Genomic DNA, 24416 nt, shown 5'->3' with positions numbered 1-24416 from the left:
ATCCCCACTGTCCTTTGTGGACAATGGTAAGATCGGGTGAATGCTGCGGCGTCTTCTGATGCTTTTCGTCCTGGTGTTCGGCTGGGCCGAATGGGAACACTGGCGATCTTCCCGTCGCGGAATGGGCGACCGCCCCGGGACGGCGGGGACCGGCGAGGCGGTCGTCGTGCTCGGGTACCGGAACGGCGGGTCGCGGGCCAATTTCGTGAACCGCTGGCGAGTCCGGGCGGCGGTACGTTCCCAGGCGCCCGGACGTTCGCGACTGGTGCTGTGCGGCGGCGCCGTCGGCGATGCGGAGGCGGAGGCTGTCCTGCTGGCGCGGTATGCGCGGGAGTACGGCTACCGCGGTTCGCTCGTCCTCGAAACCGAGAGCCGGTCGACGTGGGAGAACGTGGTCGGCGCGGTGCCGTTGATCGAGGACGCGGACCGGATCAAGATCGTCTCGAATTCCTTGCACGCGGAGAAAGCGCGCCACTACCTGCGGAAGCAGCGGCCGGACTTGGCGGAGCGGCTGGTGCCCGCGGAGGAATACCGGTTCGGGGAGTTGCTGGCGGTGAAGCCAGTGCTGGCGGTGCTGGGGTTGCAGAGGTTGCGACGGCTTCGGCGGTGAGGCGGGGCGTTTCGCTGAAGCTCGGCGCTGGAGCACGTTCCGTGCGCAAGACAGGCTGGGCGGCACCTGCGAAGAAGGACCCCGGCGAGCCGACGGCGCGCGAGCCGGCACCGAAGGAGGCCAGCCGCTCCGGGTCTCCTGAGCAGCAATTCCAGCCAGAACCCGCCGACGCCGCGCGAGCCAGCACCGAACGAGGCCAGCCACCCCGGATCTCCTGAGCGGCAATTCCAACTAGAACCCGCCGCCGCTCAAGAACCCTCGACAGCTCCCGGCAGATGCGCGTTGATCTTGGCCACCAACGCTTCCAGCCCGGCCCGCTCGTCCGGTTCGAGCGAAGCGAAGACCATCTCGTCCGCCTCGGCCAGCACCGCGTCGAGCCCCGCGACCAGGCCGAGCCCGGCCGGGGTGGCGGAGACTCGTTTCCGCCCGCCCTCCGTGCGTCGCTCGACCAGACCGCGGCGCTCGAGCCCCTTCAGCAGCAGGGAGACATTCGCAGGCGTCGTGTAACTCATCTCCGCGACGTCTCGCTGGATGACGCCAGGCTGCCGCTCCAGGTAGCCGAGCACCATGGCCTGTTCGAAGGTGAGGTCGCGCGTTCGGCTCCATTCCTCGATCCGCTTGCGCTGTGCCTGGCGAATCGACCGGAAGAGGTCGCCTGGCATCGGTTCCGGCTGCCTTTCCCGGCTTGGAGTTAAGTCCTTAACTTGTGACTGGACGAGCGGAAGGAAAACCTCGTCGACGATCGACCGGATCCGTGCGGGCCGGGGCGGCGCGAGATCCAGCAGCAAGTCGTGGCGCACCAGCTGGAACGGCAGTTCGAGCACCGCGGCGGAGAGGTGCGCCAGGTCGATCTCGCCCCGGTCCTGCGCGCGCTGGTAGATCGCCCCTCGCGGGAGCAGCCGGTCGCCGATGATCTGGTCGCGGACTTCGCCAGGGGTGGCGCCGTCGCCGAACGACAGCCCGGAGAAAGCCGCTGCGGCGGCGATGGCGAGGAATCCGGCCAGCGCCTCGCTCGTCGCGGTCAGGTACGCGAGCAGATCGCCGCGCAAGCTACCGGTGTCCGGGGCGGCGATCGGGTTGACGTCGCGGTGCCGCCGCATCGCGGCCAGCACGAGTTCGTCCTTGTTGGCCCAGCGCCGATAGAGCACGGCCTCGCTCGTGCGGGCGCGCACGGCGACCGATTCCATGGTCAGCCGCGCGTACCCGGCTTCGACCAGTTCGTCCCATCCGGCGGCCAGCAACGCGGATTCCAGCTGCTCGCCGCGGCGGCGGCGGACGGTTTCAGGGGCCACTCAACCCACAATAGAAAGGTTTGCCTTTCTTAGCAAGTTTCCCTACCCTGGCGGCCAGGAGTTCTTCGGAGCCAGGGGGTTGGAAATGTCGCGAGCAAACCTGTCCACACCGGAATTGCCGGTCCTGATCGCCGGAGCGGGCCCGACCGGGCTCACGCTGGCCTGCGAACTCGCCCGGCGCGGCGTCGCGTTCCGGCTGATCGAAGCGTCCCCTGCCCTTCGCCCGGGGTCGCGCGGCAAGGGACTGCAGCCGCGCAGTCTCGAGGTGTTCGACGACCTCGGCGTCATCGACCGTATTCTCGCCAACGGCCAGGCCGCGATGCCGATCCGCCTGACCAGCCCCGACGGCCAGACGAGCGGCGGCCCGACCTACGAGGAACGACCCGATGTTCCTTACCCCGCAACGGTCATCACGCCGCAATGGCGGGTCGAAGAAACCCTCGGCCTGCGGCTGGCCGAGCTCGGCGGAACGGTCGAATTCGGCACCGCACTGGAGAGTTTCGACCAATCCGCCGACGCCGTGACGGCAGTGCTGCGTACCAGCGACCGGACCGAAACCGTCCGCGCGGAGTGGCTGATCGGCTGCGACGGCGGCCGCGGCGTCGTCCGCAAACAAGCCGGGATCGCGTTCGAAGGCGAGACGGACGAGCGGATCCGGATGATCGTCGCCGACCTGGCCGTCGACGGCCTCGACCGCGACGCCTGGCACATGTGGCGCTGCGAGGAGGGTTTCGTCAGCCTCTGCCCGCTGCCGTCCACCGACCTGTTCCAGTACCAAGCGCCCATCCTCGGCGAATCCGACCTCGACCTCGCCACCCTGCAAACGATCTTCGACCGGCGAAGCGGCCGCGCCGACATCCGCCTGCACACCCCGGAATGGACGTCCGTGTGGCGCTCCAACACCCGCTTGGCCGACCGTTACCGCGAGGGCCGCGTCTTCCTCGCCGGCGACGCCGCGCACGTGCACTCCCCCGCCGGCGGCCAGGGCATGAACACCGGCATCCAGGACGCGCACAACCTGGGCTGGAAACTCGCCACCGGGGCGCCGGGGCTGCTGGACACCTACGAGTCCGAACGCCGCCCGATCGCCATCGGCGTGCTGCAGCTGTCGACCGCGCGGCTGGCCGAGGCCGCCAAACAGAAGAGCATCCCCATCCGCAGCGACCGGGACACGACCCAGCTCAACGTCAACTACCGCGGTTCCGTCCTGGCCCGCGACGACCGTGCCGAATCCGCGCAGCTCCGCGCAGGCGACCGCGCTCCCGACGCCCCCGGCCTCACCACCACGACCGGCAAATGCCGCCTGTTCGACCTCACCCGAGGCGGCCAGTTCACCCTGCTGAACTTCGGCCCCCGCTTCGAGTCCGCTGTCCGCACCTTCCATGTCGTTCCCGAGGCCGCCGCCGAGGACGAGGTCGCCGATTCCTCCGGCCACCTGGCCCGCGCGTACTCCCCGACCGACCGCACCCTGGTCCTGCTCCGCCCCGACGGCTACGTCGGCCTGATCTCGGACGCGGGCGACCTCACGGCTGTCACGGAGTACCTGCTCTAGCCTCTTCCCATGTCCGCCCCCGACGAACTGGCCGCGACGCTGTACGGCGCGGTCAGCCTGATCGCCCGCAGGCTGCGCCAAAGCCAGGTCGCGGCCGAACTGTCCCTGCCGGAACGCTCCGCGCTGTCCCGCCTGGACCGAGACGGCCCCGCCACCACCGCCGCGCTGGCCCGCGCCGAGCAGATCACCCCGCAGGCCATGAGCACGACCATCAGCGGCCTGGCCACGCGCGGTTTCGTCACCCGCGACGCCGACCCCGCCGACGGACGCCAGATGATCGTCTCGCTGACCCCCGAAGGGGTTGAGGTGCTGCAGGCTCGGCGCGACGCCCGGATGCGCCAGTTCGCGGCTTCGCTCAGCTCGGGCTTTTCGCCGGAGGAGCTGGCGGTGCTGAAGGAGGCGGCACCGTTGCTGGAACGGCTGGGCCAGACGTTCTGAACCGCTCCACTGTGCGCCTTTGACTCGCTACGGTGGTGCGTCATGAGCGGGCTGGAAGCGGGTGCGGTCAAGATCGGCGGGAAAATCGCGACACACGCGGCTAAGTCGTGGTTGCAGCGATGGAAGGACCGGAAGACCCGCGGACTGAGCCTGGTCGAACTCGCTGCCGGTGCCGGGCCGCTCGGACAGGCGAACCTGGATCGGTTGCTGCAGACCATCGGTACCCAGGTGGCCACGGAGCTGGAACCGGTGCTGCGGAATGAATACGCCGCTTTGCCGGAGTCCGAGGCTTCCGCGGTGTTCTCGGCTGTCGAGGATGCGCTGGGCGAGGTCGACCTCTCCGACGACGCTCTCTTGGCCGCCGATGCCGACGAGGAGCAACTCGCCCGGCAGGTGCGGGCGCAGTGCCCGGCTAATGAGTTCCTCTCGGCTGCTGGGGCGGCGTTGTATGACGTGGCGTTGGATCAGTCGTGTCGTCAGCTGGTGCTGATCGTGCGGCATCTGCCGTCGTTCCAGCCGGCTGCGCTGGTCGAGGTGCTGAAGCGGCTGAATCAGCAGTCCAACCAGATGGAGGAACTGCTGGCGCGGCTCCCCAAGACGAGCCTGACCGAGGCGGGGACGGACCATGCCCAGTTCCGGAATGAGTACCTGCGGGTGCTGGCGGACAAGCTGGACCATCTGGAGTTGCTCGGGCTGACGATGGAGGACCAGCCGACGCTTCCGTTGACGGTCGCGTATCTGAGCCTGAGCGTGTCCGGCGAAACCCAATTCCGGTTCGAGTCTCGGAAACCAGACTGGTTCGACCAGCAGCCCGGCGCTACCGTTCGCGCGGAAAACGCGATCCATCGCTCCGGCCGCACGCTGGTCCGCGGCGAGGCCGGTTCGGGAAAGACGACCCTGCTGGACTGGCTGGCCGTCACCGCCGCACGCAGCGCGTTCACCGGACGACTGGCCGAGTGGAACGGCTTCGTCCCGTTCCCGATCCGCCTGCGCAGCCTGCCCGACGGGCCGCTGCCGGACGCGGACGACTTCGTCGCGCTGGCGCTGCACACGATGCGCAATCAGGTCCCGCCCGGCTGGGCCGACGAGGTGCTGCGCAGCGGCGAGGCGATCGTCCTCGTCGACGGCGTGGACGAGGTCCAGCCCGCCCAGCGCCGCAAGGTCAAATCCTGGCTGCGCGAACTCGGCGCGATGTACCCCGCCGCCCGGATCGTGGTCACCTCCCGCACGGCGGCCGCCGATCCGCACTGGCTCGGTTCGGAGCGCTTCGATTCGGTCGTGCTCGAGCCGATGACCGCCCCCGACATCCACACGCTGGTAGAACGCTGGCACGAGGCAGCCGCGCGCGTCCGTCCGAACGCGGATCTCGCCGCTGCCGAACGCAGGTTGCTGAGCCAGCTCGACAATCGCCCGCACCTGCGCGCCCTCGCGGCGAATCCGCTGTTGTGCGCGATGCTGTGCGCCTTGAACCTCACGCGCCGCTCGGAGCTGCCGCGCGACCGGATGACGTTGTACCGCAACGCGTTGTCCATGCTCGTGCACAGCCGCGACGACGAGCGCGGCATCCGGGTGCTGCTCACCGAACAGCAGAAGCATGTTCTGCTGGGGCACCTGGCCTGGCGGCTCACGTCGGGGAACAAAGTCGAACTGCCGCTCGCCGAGGTCCGGGAGCACCTGGAGTACCGGCTGAAATCGCTCCCGAACGTCGGCTACAGCACGGACGAAGTGGTGGAACACCTGGTGGAACGAAGCGCGGTGCTGCGGGCCCCAGCCGTCGGCCGGATCGACTTCGTGCACCGGACTTTTCAGGAGTATTTGGCGGCCAGCGAAGCGACCGAGGCCGGGTATATCGACATGCTGGTCGACAACGCCCACCGCGATACTTGGCGCGAGACTGTCGTGATGGCCTGTGGGCACGCGAAACACCATCAGGCTACGAAGCTGCTCAAAGAGATCATGGACCGGGCGGACTCAGAACCCCGCCGCGCTCGACGGCTCCGGCTGCTGGCCGCAGCGTGCTTGGAAACGGTCGGAGATGTGGATCCGGATGTGATCGAGCGGGTCCGGCGGGCGATCCGGGAGCATCTGGTTCCGCCGCGGAGCATCGTGGAAGCCGAATCGCTCGCATCGGTCGGGAGCCAACTGCTGCACTATCTGCCGTCTGCTTTGGACGGCCTGAGCGACGCGGTCGCCCACGCGACGACCGCCGCGGCGACGATGTGCGCCGGGGACGAGGTGCTGCCGCTGCTGAGGAATTACGCGCAGGACGAGCGGTTGATGGTACAGGTCAGGCTCGCGGAGGCTTGGAATCACTTCGATCCGGTCCGTTACGTCGACGAAGTGCTCGCTGATTCGCCGCTCATCCACGGACGTATCACCGTGACCAGCACCCGGTTGATTCCGCACGTGCGAAGGCTGAAGAACCTCAAAGCGTTGTCGGCCTACATCTACGATACCGACCTGGCCGTCATTGCGGAGACACCCGCGCTAAGCACTCTGAACTTGAGTTTCTCCAGCAAGCAGACGATCAGCCTGACACCCCTGGTCGAACACGAGGGGTTGCGAACCCTGCGCTTGTACGACGCCCGCGACTACACCGACGTGAGAGCACTGAAAAAGCTTCCGCACCTGCGAAATCTCGGCCTTTTCACACTCAGGCCGCGGCGGAGCATTCGAACGTTCGCCGCGCTCCCTCACCTCACCAGTTTGGCCCTGGACAACTTGTCCGCCATAGAAAGCCTCGACGCCCTGGCCGCGATCGAGAACCTTACCGAGCTGACCCTCCACGATTGTCCCATGCGTGCGATCGTCGCCACGCCGCCTCTCGCGCAGGTGCGAAAGTTGGAGTATTACGGGGAATCAATATCCGACCTCACCACGTTCGCCGACACTTTTCCGGGACTCACCGAACTGAGCCTGCTCTACAAAAGCTCACCTGACCTGGAGCCGTTGCTTGCCTTGCCGCTCCAGGAACTGACCGTGTGCACGAATGGCAGCCTTCAGTCGCTGGCCGCCCACCCCACGTTGGCTGAACTTACGGTGCACGGCACCGGAGAATCGATCGACCTGAGCCCGTTGAAGGGATGCAAGCTAAAACTGCACGTAAGCGGAGTCACCGAGTTGATCGGAGTCGACCAGCTCGGCCCCGGCGTGAAGCTGGAGCGGTTCTGACCGCCGTCCACAGTGGAACCCGGATGCGCATCCTCCGCTTCCTGGTATCCTGGCCGACGGACAGCAGACTCGATCAAGAGGATTCCTATCGTGGCAGGTGAAGACGACATCTCCGGGTGAGCCCGGGGCACGGGCCGTCACGGCACCGGCCCCTCGCTGATCCCTGCGCGGCCCAGCCGCGCGTGGAGGTTCCTGTGCTGGTCAGGCGAACGTACGCCACCGGACCCACAGGCTGCGAGGCATCCGATCACCGGCGAACGCGCCGAGCGGATGAAGCCCAGGCACCAGCCGGGCGGCAGGTCGTGAACGGCCCTACCCAAGTCGTCCACACCACCACCAGCGGGGACAAACACGCCCTGCCGATCCACCGCGAGGCCGCACCATGTCCGATCTTCGTATTGTCCTGTCCGGGATCTCCTTCTCCTGGCCCGACGACACCCTCGTCTTCGACCAGCTCTCCGCCACTTTCCCAGCAGGCCGCACCGGGCTTGTCGCGCCCAATGGGGCCGGGAAGTCCACTCTGCTCAAGCTCATCGCCGGGCAGCTCAAGCCCGCGGCGGGCAGTGTCACCGTCGACGGGGTGCTCGGCTATCTCCCCCAGGACCTGCCGCTCACCGCGGATCGCACGGTCGCCGAGGTGCTCGGCATCGACGCGATCCTCAAAGCGATCTCAGCCGTCGAGGAGGGCGACGCGGCCGAGGAGCACTTCACCGCCATCGGCGCGGACTGGGACATCGAGGACCGCACCCGTGCGCAGCTCGATCGGCTCGGGCTGGGCGATCTCACACTCGACCGGCTGCTCGGCACGCTCAGCGGCGGCCAGGTCGTCTCCCTCGGGCTCGCCGCGCAGCTGCTGCGCAGCCCGGACGTCCTGCTTCTCGACGAGCCCACCAACAACCTCGACCACACCGCCCGCCAGCAGCTTTACTCAGTGCTTTCCGACTGGTCCGGCTGCCTGCTCGTGGTCAGTCACGACCGCGCGCTGCTCGATCGGATGGATCGCATCGCGGAGCTCGGCGCGGACGAAATCCGTTTCTACGGCGGCAATTTCACCGAGTATGAGCAGAGCGTGCAGGCCGAACGGGAGGTCGCGGAGAAGAATATCCGCAACGCCGAACAAGAGGTCAAACGCGAGAAGCGCGAAATGCAGCAGGCCCGGGAACGCGCGGACAAACGGGCGAGCAACGCGAAGCGCAATCTGTCCAACGCGGGTCTGCCGAAGATCTTCGCGGGCACGATGAAACGCAACGCCCAGGAGTCCGCGGCGAAGGCGGACGGTACGCACGCGGCGCGGGTCAGTGCGGCGAAGGCCAAGCTTGACCAGGCGGAGCGGTCGTTGCGGGAGGACCAGAAGATCAGCCTGGAGCTGCCCAAAACAGCGGTACCGGCGGGGCGGACGTTGTTTGCCGGCAAGCATCTCCGGGTGCGCGGGCTGTTCGCGGGCGAGGGCGCGGAGCTGTCGATCCGGGGTCCCGAACGCATCGCGCTCACCGGGCCGAACGGCGTGGGCAAGTCGACGTTGCTGCGGCTGATGCACGGCACGCTCACGCCGGACGCGGGCGAGATCAGCCGGGCGGACGGGCGGATCGCGTATTTGTCGCAGCGGCTCGATCTGCTGGATCCGGAACGCACCGTCGCGGAGAATCTCGCCGACGCGGCACCGGAAATGCTGCCCGCGGACCGGATGAACCTGTTGGCGCGCTTCCTGTTTCGTGGCGCACGAGCGCACTTGCCGGTCGGCGTGCTGTCCGGCGGCGAACGGTTGCGCGCGACGCTCGCTTGCGTCCTCTTCGCCGAGCCTGCCCCGCAATTGCTGCTGCTCGACGAGCCGACGAACAACCTCGACCTGGTCAGCGCCGGCCAGCTGGAGAGCGCGCTCAACGCCTACCAGGGCGGGTTCGTGGTGGTCAGCCACGACGAGCGGTTCCTGGCCGAGATCGGCGTCGACCGCTGGCTGCGGCTGGAAAACGGGCAGCTCCGGGAAACGGCCAGGATCACGGAATGACCGCCCTGCGCGCGCACGAGATCGTGCGGGTGCTCGGGGAACGGCGCGTGCTCGACGGAGTGTCGGTCACCGCCGCCCCCGGCCGCCGGATCGGGGTGATCGGCGAGAACGGCACCGGGAAATCGACGCTGTTAAGGGTGCTCGCGGGAGTGGAACAGCCGGATCGGGGCGAGGTCGAAAGGCCGCCGGATCTTGGCTTCCTGCACCAGGAAATGCCGTTCGACCCGGCCGAGACGGTCGCGGACGTCCTCGATCAAGCCCTCGCCGCGGCCCGCGAAGTGCTGGCCGAGCTTGACCGGGTCGCGGCGCTGCTCGCCGAAGCGCCGGAAGATGCCGCGCTGCTGGCCAAGTACTCCGAATTGCTCGACCAGGCGCAACAACACGAGGCGTGGGACGCGGATCGGCGAGCGGAGATCGTACTGACCGGGCTGGGCCTCGAAGGGATCAACCGGGAGCGCACGCTCGGCTCCCTTTCCGGCGGCCAGCGCGGACGACTCGCGCTGACCGGGCTGCTGGTCCGCCGTCCGTCGGCGGTGCTGCTCGACGAACCGACCAACCACCTCGACGCCGAAGCCGCCGCGTTCCTCGAAGCGCAGCTGCGCGAACTGCCCGGCACCGTCGTTTTCGCGAGCCACGACCGAGCGTTCCTCGACGCGGTGTGCACCGACATCCTCGACCTCGACCCGGCCCCGGACGGCCCGGTGCGCCACGGCGGCGCCTACACCGAATACCTCGGCTGGAAACGGGCCGAACGCGAGCGCTGGGAACGGCAGTACCTCGAAGAGCAGGAGGAACTGGAGGAACTGCGCGACACGCTCGGCGTCACCGCGCATCGGGTCGCGCCGGGCCGGCTCGCGCCGGACAACGAGAAAATGGGTCTCGGCCGCAGGTCCGGCCGGGTGCAGAACCAGATCTCCCGCCGGACCCGGGCCACCACGCGACGGCTGGACGAGCGGGAACGCGCCCAGCTTCCCGCGCCACCGCCGCCGCTCCGGTTCCGCCCGCGAGCGCTGGCCGTCGAGAACCCTGAAGAAACCCTTGCCGCGCTGGATAATGTGCACCTGCCAGACCGGCTTTCCGTAGACCGCCTGGAGATCCGAGCCGATACGCGGCTGCTGGTCACCGGCCCCAACGGTGCGGGAAAGTCAACGCTGCTTCTGCTCCTGTCCGGAGACCTCACCGCAGAAGGCGCAACCCGACAACCCAGCCTAAGCACCGGAATCCTGAGCCAAGACACCACTTTCGCCCGTCCGCAACGCACCGCCCGCGCCACCTACCTCGCCGCGCTGGGTCCAGAACGCGTCGCAGCCGTTCCGCTGAACTCATTGGGGCTGCTGACAAATCGCGAAGCTTCCCGGCCGGTCGGCGAGTTGTCCGTCGGCCAGCGCCGCCGTCTCGCGCTCGCGCTCCTCATCGCCGACCCGCCGCACCTGCTGCTGCTCGACGAACCGACCAACCACCTCTCCCCCACGCTGTGTGACGAACTGGAGGACGCCCTCGGCACCAGCCCGGGCGCGATCGTCGCCGCCACGCACGACCGGCGGCTGCGCGAAAACTGGGCCGGGCAGGTACTCCGAATCGGACCCGACCACCGCGTTGCGCCGTTAGAGTGATCCGCGCCGGGCGGATGTCCGGCGGGAAACCCCGGCAACGACCACCCCGCGGAACATCCGCCCGCGAAGGGAAACGACCGATGACGCACGAAGCCCTGCGCCGCCACGTCAAGTCCGGATTCGTCCCGGGCGCGGTAGCTCTGATCGCGCACGGCGACGACGTCCAGGTGACCGCGCTGGGATCTCTCGACGCCGAGGGCACCGCGCCGATGGCCCGCGACTCCATCTTCCGCCTCGCCTCGATCACCAAGCCGATCACCGCGGCAGCGGTACTGCTGCTGATCGAGGACGGCCGGTTCGACCTGGACACCCCCATCGCCGAATGGCTGCCCGAACTGGCCGACCCGATGGTCGTGCGGACGCCGCGAAGCCCGGTCGACGACGTCGTACCCGCGGAAAAGCCGATCACCGTCCGCGACCTGCTGACCTTCCGCGCCGGATACGGCTTCCCGTCGGACTTCTCCCTGCCGCAGGTCCAGGAGCTGTTCACGGTGCAGACCGACGGCCGCGAGGTCCGGCTGCGCCCGGGGCCCGACGAGTGGCTCGCCCGGCTGGCCCGCATCCCGCTGCTGCACCAGCCCGGCGAGGCCTGGCTGTACGACACCTGCGCTGACCTGCAAGGCATCCTCATCGCCCGCGCGTCCGGCCAGTCGCTGCCGGACTTCCTCGCCGAGCGGGTGTTCGAGCCGCTCGGCATGGCCGACACCGCGTTCGAGGTCCCCGCCGCCAAACGACACCGGTTCGCCAGCTACTACCGCGAGGGCGAGAACGGCCTGGAGCTGGCTGACCGCCCGGACGGCCAGTGGCGCGAGGTGCCGCCGTTCCCGGCCGGATCCGGCGGGCTGGCCGGAACGGCAGACGATTGGCACCGCTTTGCCCGAATGCTCCTTTCCGACGGCGACGGATTGCTGTCGAAGGAATCCGTCCGGCAGATGACGACCAACCACCTCACCGCGGAACAGATCGCGGCCAATCCGGTCTTCCTCGAAGGCCAGGGCTGGGGGTTCGGCGGCGCGGTCGACGTCGAACCGGCACAGCCGTGGCAGGTCGCGGGCCGCTACGGCTGGGTCGGCGGCACCGGAACCAGCGCCTACCTGACGCCGTCGAGGAGTTCGGTGGCGATTCTTCTCACCCAGCGCGCGGTGGACGGGCCCGGTGGCATACCGCACATGCTGGACTTTTGGCGCGAGGCGGCCGCGCCGCAGTGATCCGCCGCGGGTCGCGCACTGTACTGTGGCCCGCGGGCACGAGGCAACGACGAGGGGTCAGACGTGGGCATCTTCGACAAGATCCGCGGCGAGTTCATCGACATCATCGAGTGGACCGACGACAGCCGGGACACCATCGTGTGGCGCTTCCCGCGCTACGACAACGAGATCAAGATGGGCGCCAAGCTCACCGTCCGCGAATCGCAGGCCGCGGTGTTCGTGAACGAGGGCCAGGTCGCCGACGCCTACCCGCCGGGCATGTACACGCTGCAGACGCAGAACATGCCGATCATGTCCACCCTCAAGGGCTGGAAGTACGGCTTCAACTCGCCGTTCAAGGCCGAGGTGTACTTCGTCAACACCCGGCAGTTCACCGACCTCAAATGGGGCACGCAGAACCCGGTCATCCTGCGCGACGCCGAGTTCGGCATGGTCCGGCTGCGCGCGTTCGGCGGCTACGCGATCCGCGTCGTCGAGCCGGTCGCGCTGCTGAAGGAGCTGGCCGGCACCGACCCGCAGTTCCGCACCGAAGAGGTGTCGGACTACCTGCGCAGCATGGTCATCAGCAAGCTCGGGCCCGCGATCGCGGCCGCGCAGGTGCCGATGCTCGACCTGGTCACCCAGCAGGACCAGATCGCGGGCAAGATCGCGGTCGCGCTGAACCTCGAACTGCGCGAGGTCGGCATCGAGATCTCGAAGTTCATGATCGAGAACATCTCGGTGCCGCCCGAGGTCGAGGCCGCGATGGACAAGCGGACCCAGATGGGCGTGGTCGGCGACCTCGACCAGTACACGAAGTTCCAGTCCGCGAACGCGATCGAGGCGGCGGCGAACAACCAGGGCGGCGCGGGCGAGGGGCTGGGCATCGGTCTCGGCATGGCGCTCGGCCAGCGCGCGGCCGGACCGCAGCAGCAGCCCGCCCCGCAGCAGTACCAGCAGCAGGCTCCCCAGCAATACCAGCAGCCGCAGTACCAGCAGGCCCCGCAGCAGCCCCAGTACCAGCAGCAGGCCCCGCCGCAGATGCCGCCGCCGCTGCCGCAGGGCGAGCAGTGGTTCATCGGCGCGAACGGCCAGCAGCTCGGCCCGTTCGACCGCGCGGGCCTCGGCCAGCAGATCTCGGCGGGCACGCTCGCCCAGGACACCCTGGTGTGGAAGGCCGGCATGGCCCAGTGGACCGCGGCCGCGCAGGTGCCGGAGGTGTCGGCGCTGTTCGGCGCGGCCCCGCCGCCGCTGCCGCCGTCCTGAGCCGCATCAACCTTCTGGGGGACCCATGACTGAACCGCGCTTCCCGCAGGAAGGCGTGGCCAACACGACCTACCCGTGCGGCGGCTGCGGCGCGCGCCTGGAGTTCGCGCCGGGCACGACGGCCATGCAGTGCCCGTACTGCGGATTCCGGCAGGAGATCGCCGCCGGCGAGCGGGAGATCCGCGAGATCCCCTTCGCCGAGCTGGCGAACCTGGCGCGCAAGCCGGTGGGGTCGATCGGCAAGTACGTCTTCGTGTGCCAGCGGTGCGCGGCCCGGACGGAAACCAACGAGACCGCCAGCATGTGCCAGTTCTGCGGCGCGCCGCTGGTCATCGAGCCAGGAGCGTCCGGTCAGCTGGTCCCTGAAGGCGTATTGCCGTTCGCGTTCGACCGGCCCGCCGTGAGCACGCACCTGAAGAAGTGGACGTCTTCGCGCTGGTTCGCGCCGACCGCGTTGAAGAAGGTCACCACCGCGGAGTCCACTAAGAGCACGTACATCCCGCATTGGACGTACGACTCGCAGACCGTGTCGGTCTACACCGGCGCGCGCGGCGAGTACTACTACGTCACCGAGAGCTACTACGAGAACGGCGAGCGCAAGACGCGCGAAGTTCGCCATACGCGCTGGTACCCGGCGCGCGGACGGGTCGCGCGGAACTTCGACGACGTCCTGGTCCCGGCGAGCACCCAGCTGCCGCTGCCGGAGCTGGACAAACTCGCGCCGTGGCCGCTGCTCGACTCCGCGCCGTACCAGCCGCAGTTCCTCTCCGGGCACTTCGCGCTGCGGTACGACGTGGAGCCGGAGAACGGCTTCGAAGAGGCGAAAAACCGGATGGCGCCGGTCATCGCCGACGACTGCAAGCACGACATCGGCGGCGACACCCAGCAGCTGAATTCGGTCGACACGCAGCACAACAACGTCACCTTCAAGCTGATGCTGCTGCCGGTGTGGGTCGCGACCTATGTGTACGCCGGGAAGAACTGGCAGATCCTCGTCAACGGCCGCACCGGCGAGATCCACGGCCAGCGTCCGTGGAGCAAGGTCAAGATCGCCGTCGCGGTGGTCATCGCGCTGATCGTGATCGCGGCGATCGTCTACTTCGTCGCGACGAAGGGCCACAGCACCGGAACGACCCACCATTCCGTTACGCACCACTGAGTTTTCGAAGGAAGTGAGATCCCATGCTGATGGGCATGGTTCTCGGCGACCGCTTCTCCCGCGTTTCGCGGGAGCACGCGGGTACGCCGCTGTCTTGACCGGCGGGAATCCTCGCCTGCTCTCCGCGAAGCGTCGACGGCTGCCTGGCCCTTCGACCCTTCCCGGGAGCATTCATGTCCACCGTTCAGTGGACCGAAAACGGAAACACCCACACCGCCCGCTGGCATTCCGGAAACGGAACTCCGCCGCCGGGCCGCATTGTCGTCGTCGATGACCGGCTGACCGCTGCCGCGGCACTGCGGCATGCCCGCGCTGGCACCGGAATGCTGTGGCGCGGCGATTTTCCCAACGCACGGCAGCTTGTGCGCGCCATGGACCGTCGGCTTCCGCAGCGCTCGGGTTCGTTCGCCGAGGTGCGTTCGGCGCGCTCGGAACGCGCCACGCTGCTCGGAAAAGTCCTGGTCTCAGTAGAGGCTGATCATTCGTTGCGGCTGGGCCGAGCCCCCGACATCCGAGCCGCCTGCGAGCACGCGTTCGGCGGTTTACCCGGCACGTTGATCTCGTTGCGTGAGCTGCTCGGCGCCCTGAGCGCTTATCAATGGCACCAGAAAGGCATACACATCAAGGCATTGAACGCTCGGCTGTATCCCGCGTACAGCGTGTTCGCTCCGACACGCAGCGAATACCTCGATCTTGTCGCGCGGGAACCGTTGCCGGGCAGGGGTTCCCCGGTCGTCTTCGATCTCGGCACCGGTACCGGAGTGCTCGCCGCCATTCTCGCGCGGCGCGGCGCCCCCGAAGTGGTGGCGACCGACCTGAACCCGCGCGCCGTGCGCTGCGCACGCGACAACCTGCGGCGACTCGGTCTGTCCGACCGCGTCCGCGTTCTCGAAGCCGATCTCTGGCCCTCGCGGCGGCGTGCCGATCTGGTCGTCTGCAATCCGCCCTGGCTGCCCGGAAACCCGACTTCGGCATTGGAACTCGGGATCTATGACGCCTCGTCCGCCATGCTGAACCGCTTCCTCGACGGACTCCCGGATCATCTGAAGCCGCAGGGCGAAGGCTGGCTGATCCTGTCGGACCTCGCCGAACACCTCGGCCTGCGGACGCGGGCCGAACTGCTCGACCGGATCTCCGCCGCCGGGCTCGAGGTCGCGGGACGCCGGGAAACCACGCCACGGCACCGAAGCGCCACGGACAGTGCCGATCCCTTGCACGCGCAGCGTTCCCGGGAGCGGACGATGCTGTGGCGGCTAACCATGTCCAGAGCGTGACCCGGCGTTTCCACACTGGACTACACCAATCGAATATCCTCGCCGAAGACACGGGGAGGGACGATGCCCGTACCGGGTTTTGCCGTACCGCGCCGGGACTTCGTGCGGACCCTGCTGCATCGCGGCAGCCCGCCGGAGCGGCCGGACGCGGGCGAGGACCTCGCCGCGGTCGGCGACGCGACGCTGGCCCGCGCCGCGCGGTACTGGGTCGTCGTTCCGGTCGCCTACCGGATCGCCGCGTTCGTGAAGGTGTTCATCGGGTTCGCCGCGGCCAACGGCAGCACCGGGCTGTTCCCGGTGCTGCCCGCGGCCGTGCTGGGCGTCGCCGCGAACGCCGCGTTCCTGTGGTGGCTGCTGCGCTCCGGCGGGCTGCCCGCGCGGCGCACGCGGCGGGTGCTCGCCGCGGACCTCTGCGCGGGACTCGCGCTGAACCTGCTGACCGCGGTGCTCGCGCCGGACTCGGTGCAGCCGTTCGCGATCGACGTCACCTGGACGTGGCTGGTCGGCTCGGTGGCGATGTGGGCCGGAACGTCCGGGCTGCCCGCGGCGTTGCTGCTGCTCGCCGCCGCCGTCCCGGTGCGCGTCCTGCTGACCCTGGCGGGCGGTCTGCGGCTGGACGACCATCTCGCGATCAACCGGTCGATCGGCTGTCTCGTCGCGCTGGCCGTGTCGATCGTGGTGGCGTGCGGGATCCTGGTGCTGCTGGGCGTCGGCACCCGCTTCGCGCTCGACATCGGCCTGCGCCGCGGGCAGGAAGCCGAACGCAAACGCACCCAGCGGCTGCTGCACGACAGCGTGCTGCAGACCCTCGAAGCGCTCGCCATCTCCCCCTCCGACGACGCCGACCACGCCGCCGAACGGCTCGCCCAGCTGCGCTCGGTCGCGCACGCCGAGGCGGCCGAACTCCGCCGGAGCATCACCGAACCGATCGAACCGCGCACGAGACGCGGCTTCGTGGTCGAACTGGCCGACGTCGCCGCCGACATGGCCCGCGAGGGCCTGCGTACCCAGCTCGTGGCTGCCGATTTCGCTGACGACGACCGTCTTTCCGCCGATCGCCGCACCGCGATGTGCGAAGCAGTACGAGAAGCGTTGCGCAACACGGTGAAGCACGCCGGAACCAGCCGCGTCGTGCTCCGGGTGGAAGAACGCGACGGCGGCACCGCAGTGGTCGCCCGGGACCAGGGCCGCGGCTTCGACGTACGCGAACGCGGCCCGGGTTTCGGCATCCAGCAGTCGATCGAAGCGCGCCTTGCCGAGGTCGGCGGCACCGGACAAGTGGAATCGACGCCGGGACACGGCACCCGGGTCACCCTTTGGGTGCCACACTGACCGGCAGCCATTCCCGATAGCCGGGACGAGATCGCCCGGCCACCCTGACTTCGCAAAAATCACCGCAATGCGCTAATTATTCAATCCCCCTTTCGCGCACTTGCGTAACCATTTGATAACAAACAACCTTCGCTCCTATGCACCACGTTCGTAGGTTCACATTCCGCGCCAGCGAGGCCGATAATGGAGGGTCGTTCACCTTCAGGCCCAGCAGCGGGAGCGCTTGCATGGACACGCCGGACGAGGCACACGCGAATCGGACCGAGCGGAATCGCCGGATGCTCGAATCCTGGCGGGCCGGAGCGTCGATCACCGAGATCGCCAGGGAACACGGCCTGTCGCTCAGCTGGACCGGACGGCTGCTGCGCCAGGAAGGCGCCGTGCTGCCGGAAATCCGCCAGGGAGTGCGCCGGGAACTCGACGTACCGCGAATAGTCCGCGAGTACCAATCTGGCTCTACTATTCAGAGCATCGCGGACACGCATCAGGCGTCCTATGGAACTATCCGTCGCTTGCTGCTCCGGGAAAAAGTCACCATACGCCCACATGGCGGCCAGAATGCTCTCGAACGGCGCACGCCCGGCGACGCCCAGCGACCCTGAGCAGCACCTCGGGGGTGGGTGATTCCCGCCGCATTCCGTTTCTTTTGCCACCCGAAGCAGGTAGGGAGGAATAATTGGGGGTGCGGAATGACTGAAGCGCGACCAGGGGCAACCGTAGCATCCGGCAGACCGGTGCGGGCGCCGGTCCAGCTTCCTCCCGCACCGCCCGTGCTGCTCGGCCGCACCGCGGAACTGGCCCGGCTGGACGAAATCCGGCTCCGGTCCGACCCCGCCCCGTCGGTCGTCGTGCTCACCGGCGTCGGCGGGATCGGCAAAACCGCGCTCGCCCTGCATTGGCTGCACAAGCACCGCGCCCAGTTCCCGGACGGCATCCTCTGCGCGAGGTTTTCCTCCGAGGGAACCGAAACCGCGGAATCCGCGAGCGGCGTACTGCACGGTTTCCTTGCCGCGCTGGGCATCCCGGCCGACGACATCCCCGCCTCGCTCGCCCACCGAGCCGCCGAATTCCGTGCGGCGACGGCGGATCGCCGGTTCGCCGTGCTGCTCGACGACGTCGTGCACAGCGCCGACGCCCGCGCCGTGCTGCCGTCCAGCGCCCACGCGGTCGTGCTCGTCACCAGCCGGTCGCAGCTGACCAGTCTCGCGCTCGACGGCGCGGAAATCCTTCCGCTCGGCCCGCTTCCGGACCAGCCCGCCCGCGAGGTGCTCGCCCGCGCCGGACAACGGCAGATCAGCCACGACGACGCGCAAGACCTGCTGACCGCCTGCGCCGGCCTCCCGCTGGCGCTCGCCATCACCGGAGCGAGACTGCGCGCCCGGCCACGACGCAAGCCGCACCAGGAAGCCCGCCGCGGACGTATCCGTCCAGTCGGAGATTTCCCCGCGCTCTCAACGGTTTTCGACGCCTCGTACGCCACGCTCGACGACTCGGCCGCCCGGCTCTACCGAACCTGCGGCATCCTGCCCGGCCCCCATCACACCGTCGACGCGCTCGCCGACACCTTGCAGAGTTCGCCCGCCCACCTTGACGACGCCGTCGACGAGCTGATCGAAGCCAATCTCCTCCACGAACTGGAGGACGAAACCGTGGCACAGCACGACGTCGTCCGCCACGACGCCCGCGTGCGCGCGGAACGCCAGGACGCCGAGGCCGACCGGGACTACCTCGTGCACCGCTACACCCGCTGGTACCGCGACCACACCGTCACCGCGAGCGAGCTCATCCACCCCTTCCGCCCGACCTTCGCGTCCGAAACCGTCGCGGCGACGGGATCTTTCGCCGACCGGGACGACGCGGTGAACTGGTGGCGACGAGACCGGCCGGTCATCAACGCCGTCGCGAACGCCGCCTCGGCCCGAGGCTGGGACGAGGAACTGTGGCAGCTCGCCGAAGCGTCGTGGGGATTTTTCTTGCACCACCGGGATTACGAACCGTTCCTGGAGCTCTGCACGGCCGGAATCGAGGCCGCCCGGCGGTGCGAGCAGCCGCTGGTCGAAGCCCGGCTGCACAGCCAGGCCGGGTACGTCTGCGACCAGCTCGGCCGTTACGCCGCAGCCGCCGCGCACAACGCCGTGACCCTGGAAATCGGCGAGCGAGAGCAGCACGGCCCGACTCAGGCCTCCGCGCTGGCCCGGCTCGCCAGGAACGCACGAAGACAACAAGAGTGGGAAACCGCGCTTGAGCTGTATGAGCGCAGCGCCAGGAAACACGACGAGATCGGGCGGCCGCGCGGGGTCGGCATGGCCCGTTACCGCCGCGGCGAAGTGCTGATCAAGCTGGGTCGCGACGACGAAGCGCTGCGCGAACTGACTGAAGCCACTGCCATCCTGGACGAACAAGCCGACGCCGCCCAGCTCGCGCGTGCGGTCATCCCGCTCGCCGCGATCCACGCCCGGCGGGGCGACTACCGCCGGGCGCGCACCGAACTCCTGCACGCGCTCGAAGGCGTCGAACGTCTCCAATCACCGCATTTCCAGGCCGAGGTCCTCACCGCGCTCGCCGGCCTCGAACGCGGCCACGGCGACGAGGCAAACGCCCAGCGCCATCTCGACGAGGCCCGACGACTCAGCGGGGACTCCTTCGAGCCGCCGCACTGACCACACCGCCCCGCCCGGCCAGCACACCGCCGCGGCGATCGCCCCCGGCCACTCCGCTCTCAGCTCGTCGGCCTCGCACCTAGTCGCGGCACCGGACCGGACCCGGACCACGACGTCCGCGCCCGCCGCCTGCCGAGGTCCGGCCCGATCCAGGTCGACGACCAGCACCGGCATCGCGCGGCGTCCGGGCAGCGCGATCCGGACGCGCGCGACGCCGGGGGTCACGCGTCCCACCCCGGCAGCGGACGGGGCACCGCGGGCAACGGCGGATACGCCAGCGCGTCCGGTTCGGACAACTCCAGCAGCCGGTACATCGCCGACCGCAAAATCCCCGCCGAGCAGTCGATCCTCGCGCTGGCGACCGGCAGCACCCCCGCCGTGAGCCTCGGCGCGGCGGCGATCGCGGCTTCCTCCTGCGGCTCGAGCGGCTGGTCCAGATCCAGCGGTTTCGCGTGCGCCCGCACGACGTCCGCGACGCTCCCGGCCTGCGGCCGCCCGTCCGGCAGCGACGCGAGGGTCACCGGCCGTCCGACCGCCGCCGCGTAGCCCGTGGTGGAGCCGTGGTCCCCGATCACCCAGTCAGCCGCGATCATCGTGGCCTGCCATCCCTGCTCAGGCGGGATCACCCGCAGACCCCGGCATCCGTCGAGCCAGGCAGTGACCTGACGCCGCCCGTGCACCGCCCAGACGTTCGGATGCAGCACCGCAGCCACCGCGTAGCGGTCGTCCGGCAGTGCGTTCACGATCGCTTCGTACATCTTCGGAACACGGCCGAACGCCGAGTCAGTGAACCAGGTCGAACTCAGCACCACCAGCCGCCGCGAGCCGACATTCAGCGCCCGCCGGTATCGCTCCCGCTGCCCGGTCGCCGCCCGCATCCCGTCAAGACAGATGTCGCCGGCCACGACGGCTGCAGGTACCGCCTCCGGGCACCGCTCGCGCAGCACTTCGACCTCCGCCTCCGTTCCGAGCGCCAGCACCGACGGAAGCACTCGCCCGCGAAACGTGAGCAGCTCCCGTTCGAGCGCAGTCGTCGCGATGACCGCCCCTCCCGCCTTCCGGCTGAACCGACGCCCGGGGACCCGTCCGACTCCGTGCCCGATCAGCATCAGCGGCCCGCGCACCTGGTCAAGCTGTCGGTGGCAGGCCGCCAGAACCAGGTCGAACCGATGCGCCACCGCCTGCTCCCAAGGCAGCAGCAGCCCGTGCTGCGCCCGCACGTACTCCTCGACCCCGGCCCACCGGTCGGTGCTGTGCGGCACCGTGAACATCACCTGCACCCGCAGATCCCGTTCGAGCAGCGAGATCAGTTCGAACAACCGCGTCCCCGCCGTCACAGTCGGAACGACCGCCAGCACGGTGCGGCAGCCCGGCCGCGTCACCCGCGAAGCTGCGTCGAGACCGATCGGACCGCGGACCCACACGTCGTGCGCCATCTTCATCCCCTCCGTCCAGAACCAAACCGACGAGCCGAGGCTGCGGCGCGGTTCTGACCGGACGCTTCCCGCCGCTGGACACAAAGCGGACCGAAACCGGACAAGGCAATTCCCCGGATGATCGTTATCCCGAAAGCGGTCGCCGATCGACCGGATCAATGCGAAACTGGGCAATCGACGAGGGAGGGGCGTCGAATGGACTTCGCCTACGGAATTCTCGGGCAGACTGCGGTGCGGATGCACGGGAAGATGAATGAGCAGTGGGGCCAGCGGCAAACCCGGAATATTCTCGGCGTCCTGCTCACCCGGCCGGGGCAGCGCTTTTCCCAGGACGCCCTCATCTCCTGGCTGTGGGACGACGACCTGCCCGGAAACCCGCAAGAAGCCCTGTACAAGGCGGTCTACCGGCTGCGCGAGGCCCTTGCCGAGGCGGACTCGCCCACCTCGATCACCCGGTCCGGCGACGGCTATCTGGTTGATCTCGACGAGAACCTCGTGGACGTCGCGGCCTTTCGCAAACTAATTCGGAAAGCACACGACGCCGTTCGTTCCGCCGATCATGAAACGGCACACGGATCAGCAGCGTCCGCGCTTTCCTTGTGGCGCGACGAACCACTGGCCGAGCTCCGCACCGAACGCGCGAGCAATTGGCGCGAGGACAAAGTCAAATCCATGTTGCTTCCCGCGCGAGAAATCCTGACGAGCCAATTGCTCGCACTCGGCCGCCCCGACGAGGCGGCGGGCTGGATGCAGGAACTCGCTCCCGAGCACGCCAGCCGGCTGGCTTTCGTCAAGCTCCAGCTCCAGATCTACTACGCGCTCGGGCAGTCCGTGCAGGCCCAGACCCATTTCCTCGACGCCAACCGCCAGTTCAACGAGGCCGCCGACGAGACCGCCAAGACCCTGCTGCACGCCTTCCATGCCGAGCTCCGAGACCGCTACGAGAACCCGCCCGCCCCCGTCGTCCCCGTGCGCCGGGCCGCGCCGCCGACCCATCCGCTCCCCCGCGATCTCCGCGGGTTCATCAGCCGCGCCGACGCGCTGGAAACGCTGGACCAATGGCTCCGCCCCGGCTCGCCGACGCGCTCGCCCGCCGTCGTGCTCAGCGGCCCGCCCGGCATCGGAAAGACGAGCCTCGCGGTCCACTGGGCGCACCGGGCGGCGGACTGGTTCCCGGACGGGGCGATCTACCTCGACCTGCACGGCTTCGGCCCGGCACCGAGGCTCGAACCGGCGGATGTGGTCGATCAGCTGCTCCAGTCCCTCAGCTACCCCGTCGACCACGTTGTCGACACGACAGCCCGCGCCGCGGTCCTGCGCCAGCAATTGGCCGACCGGTCCGTCCTGGTCATCCTCGACGACGCGGAGAACTCCGAACACGTCGACCGGCTGCTGCACGCCCTGTCCGAATGCGCGGTGATCGTCACCTCGCGCCGCCGCCTCGGCGCGCTGACCCGGCGGCACGAACTCGCCGCCCTCAGCCTCGACCGCCTCGACGACCGCGATTCGCTGGAACTGTTCGTCCGGCGCCTGCGCGGCCGCGGCGAACGAGAACCCGGCGCGGCCCGCCGGATCGCCCACCTCTGCGACGGACTGCCCCTCGCGCTGACCCTGATCGCCGAAAGCGCCGCCCGCCGTCCGGGGCTGAGCCTCAGCACCATGCTCGACCAGCTGCGAGACCCGGAAAGGCTCCTGAGCATCGGCGACGACGGCGACGACCAAAGCCTGCGCGCGGCGTTTTCCTCGTCGTACCAAATGCTCGAACCGCCGAGCCAGGCCGTCTTCCGGCTCTTCGGCCACCACCCCGGCGCGGAAATCCACGTCGACACCCTGCTCTCCGCGGCCGGACGCCCCGCCGCGGAAACCCGGCGCGCGCTGGAGACCCTGGTCGCGCTGCACTTGATCGACCAGCCCGGCGACACGGATCGCTACCGGATCCTCTCGATCTTCCACCGCTACGCGCAGACCCTGAGCACTCAGCACTACGACCCGCAACCGTTGCGGCGCTTGCTGTCGCACTACTGCAGCACTGCGGACAACGCGCACCGAGTGGCGCACCCGCACCGCGACCGCCCGCCGCGGCTCGACCCGGCACCGGACATCCGCCCGACACAGTTCGAGACGTCAGCCGCCGCCCACCGCTGGTTCCTGCGCGAACGCACCAACCTCACCGCGCTAGCCGCGCTCGCCGAGCACCACCAGCTCTTCGACTACGCGTGCACGCTTCCGCATCTCATGCACGACACCTTCGTCATCTACGGCTTCTACGACGACATGACCGCCGGGCTGGCCATCGCGGCCCGGGCCGCGCGGGCGAACAAGGACTCTCACGCGGAAGGGTCGACGCTCAACGATCTGGGGGAACTGCATCTCACGCTCAGCAACCACAACGCGGCCGAGGACGCGCTCTCCCGGGCGCTGGAACTGGCCATCGACGACGAATCGCCCGTGGCGAAACTGACCATCAACATCAATCTCGCCCGGTTGCACCGACTGACCGGCCGTCACGGGGAAGCGATCGCCCTCTTCCGCAGCTGCATCACGCACGCGCAACGCAACGGCGATCCGGTCCGAGAGGCGAAGGCGGAGCAGTACCTCGGCGAGACCCTCGCCGAACTCGACCAGTACGAAAAAGCGCTGCCGCACTACCACCGCGCTCTGCACCTGCGCGCGCTCACCGGCGACGCCTCTGGACAGGCAGCCACCTACATCACGCTGGCCGAACTCCATCTCGGCCAGGAGGAATTCGCGGTCGCCCACCGGCATTGCCACCTCGCGCAAGCCCAGATCGCCGGCGACCTCACCGCCGGGATGCGGCTGCGGACCGTGCAGGCCCGACTTGCCGCGGCCGAACGGAACGACCGGGCTGCGCTGCGCTTGTCGCAGGAAGCCGTCGAACTGGCCGAGCGGGCGCACAACGCGACCGGCCAGGCGCGGGCGCTGGAGGCGTTCGCGGAGATCCTCTACTCACGGGGAAACCGCGAGGACGCCGTCGACGCTTGGACTCGCGCCGCCGCCTTCTACCGGGGTCGCGGGCGGGACGCCAAGGCCGACCGCGTCGAGGAGCGGCTGGCGGTGGCCCGGGATCCGCACCTGATTCCGCAGGCCAGGGACGGCGAGAGCGACGAGGAAAACACCGTGGCCATGCCTGCTCCGCGACGATCCGTAATCCGCCACCGCTAAAACGGCAGGGGCGCCGAAACGGTTCACTCCACGGTAGGGCAAACTCCTCCTTCTGAGGACGTCTGCAATTGCCGACACACTTTGGGTAACCCCTGAAGCTCGTTCGCAGAGCAGCTCGGACGGCCTGGCCACAGCGATATCCATGTTGTGGTGAAATAAATTCATAACTTGCCTGAGGAGTGCTAGTTGACCGCAGTAGCGTCAGCTCTTATTAGCATCTTGCCAGTGTCGATCATGG

At 68.8% G+C, this 24416-nt stretch carries 16 protein-coding genes; 14 read left to right on the top strand and 2 right to left on the bottom strand.

The features are described 5' to 3' along the window. Positions 1-40: 40 nt before the first annotated feature. Entirely contained in the window at positions 41-610 is a 570-nt protein-coding gene (locus ABZX37_RS29860) for a YdcF family protein (RefSeq protein ID WP_354745108.1), read from the top strand. A gap of 248 nt (positions 611-858) precedes the next feature. On the opposite strand, the gene ABZX37_RS29855 is transcribed toward ABZX37_RS29860, so the two are convergent. After that, positions 859-1902, bottom strand: a complete 1044-nt coding sequence (locus ABZX37_RS29855; RefSeq protein ID WP_354745106.1) for a TetR/AcrR family transcriptional regulator C-terminal ligand-binding domain-containing protein — start codon at positions 1900-1902, stop codon at positions 859-861. Positions 1903-1987: 85 nt separating this feature from the next. On the opposite strand from ABZX37_RS29855, the gene ABZX37_RS29850 reads away from it, so the two are divergent. The 12 genes from ABZX37_RS29850 to ABZX37_RS29795 all read left to right on the top strand — a co-directional run bounded on the left by ABZX37_RS29850 (position 1988) and on the right by ABZX37_RS29795 (position 19559). Further along, the gene (locus ABZX37_RS29850; protein ID WP_354745104.1) at positions 1988-3454 is read left to right on the top strand and encodes an FAD-dependent oxidoreductase; all 1467 of its coding nucleotides are present in this window, start codon (positions 1988-1990) and stop codon (positions 3452-3454) included. Positions 3455-3463: 9 nt separating this feature from the next. Then, on the top strand, positions 3464-3892 hold the full coding sequence (locus ABZX37_RS29845) for a MarR family transcriptional regulator (protein WP_354745102.1): 429 nt from the start codon (positions 3464-3466) through the stop codon (positions 3890-3892). 42 nt (positions 3893-3934) lie between these two features. Further along, the gene (locus ABZX37_RS29840; protein ID WP_354745100.1) at positions 3935-7063 is read left to right on the top strand and encodes an NACHT domain-containing protein; all 3129 of its coding nucleotides are present in this window, start codon (positions 3935-3937) and stop codon (positions 7061-7063) included. A 382-nt stretch (positions 7064-7445) separates the two neighbouring features. Then, positions 7446-9068, top strand: coding sequence for a ribosomal protection-like ABC-F family protein (gene abc-f, locus ABZX37_RS29835; RefSeq protein ID WP_354745099.1), 1623 nt, complete (start codon positions 7446-7448; stop codon positions 9066-9068). After that, positions 9065-10681, top strand: a complete 1617-nt coding sequence (locus tag ABZX37_RS29830) for an ABC-F family ATP-binding cassette domain-containing protein (RefSeq protein WP_354745097.1) — start codon at positions 9065-9067, stop codon at positions 10679-10681. The genes abc-f and ABZX37_RS29830 overlap by 4 nt, the downstream gene beginning before the upstream one ends. Before the next feature lie 80 nt (positions 10682-10761). Continuing rightward, on the top strand, positions 10762-11889 hold the full coding sequence (locus ABZX37_RS29825) for a serine hydrolase domain-containing protein (RefSeq protein ID WP_354745095.1): 1128 nt from the start codon (positions 10762-10764) through the stop codon (positions 11887-11889). 63 nt (positions 11890-11952) lie between these two features. After that, a complete protein-coding gene (locus ABZX37_RS29820) occupies positions 11953-13134 on the top strand; it encodes an SPFH domain-containing protein (RefSeq protein WP_354745093.1) in 1182 nt (393 codons plus the stop codon). A 25-nt stretch (positions 13135-13159) separates the two neighbouring features. After that, positions 13160-14293, top strand: a complete 1134-nt coding sequence (locus tag ABZX37_RS29815) for a hypothetical protein (RefSeq protein ID WP_354745091.1) — start codon at positions 13160-13162, stop codon at positions 14291-14293. A 173-nt stretch (positions 14294-14466) separates the two neighbouring features. Beyond that, positions 14467-15567, top strand: coding sequence for a class I SAM-dependent methyltransferase (locus ABZX37_RS29810; protein WP_354745089.1), 1101 nt, complete (start codon positions 14467-14469; stop codon positions 15565-15567). Between the two features lie 63 nt (positions 15568-15630). Next, a complete protein-coding gene (locus ABZX37_RS29805; RefSeq protein ID WP_354745087.1) occupies positions 15631-16899 on the top strand; it encodes an ATP-binding protein in 1269 nt (422 codons plus the stop codon). 227 nt (positions 16900-17126) lie between these two features. After that, the gene (locus tag ABZX37_RS29800) at positions 17127-17501 is read left to right on the top strand and encodes a hypothetical protein (protein ID WP_354745085.1); all 375 of its coding nucleotides are present in this window, start codon (positions 17127-17129) and stop codon (positions 17499-17501) included. 132 nt (positions 17502-17633) lie between these two features. Beyond that, complete coding sequence (locus ABZX37_RS29795) at positions 17634-19559, top strand: NB-ARC domain-containing protein (RefSeq protein WP_354745083.1); 1926 nt, start codon at positions 17634-17636, stop codon at positions 19557-19559. Positions 19560-19780: 221 nt separating this feature from the next. Here ABZX37_RS29795 and ABZX37_RS29790 read toward each other — a convergent pair whose 3' ends face one another. Next, on the bottom strand, positions 19781-20995 hold the full coding sequence (locus ABZX37_RS29790) for a hypothetical protein (protein WP_354745081.1): 1215 nt from the start codon (positions 20993-20995) through the stop codon (positions 19781-19783). Between the two features lie 195 nt (positions 20996-21190). Between ABZX37_RS29790 and ABZX37_RS29785 the strand changes: the two genes are divergently transcribed. Next, positions 21191-24178: a tetratricopeptide repeat protein gene (locus ABZX37_RS29785; RefSeq protein WP_354745079.1), complete on the top strand. Its 2988-nt coding sequence runs from the start codon at positions 21191-21193 to the stop codon at positions 24176-24178. The last annotated feature ends 238 nt before the right edge of the window (positions 24179-24416 follow it).

This window comes from Amycolatopsis sp. NPDC004079 (assembly GCF_040610415.1).
In the GTDB taxonomy this organism is placed as follows: domain Bacteria; phylum Actinomycetota; class Actinomycetes; order Mycobacteriales; family Pseudonocardiaceae; genus Amycolatopsis; species Amycolatopsis halotolerans.
The sequence above is the reverse complement of the archived record's forward strand: the minus strand, read 5'-3'. Positions and strand labels throughout refer to the sequence as shown.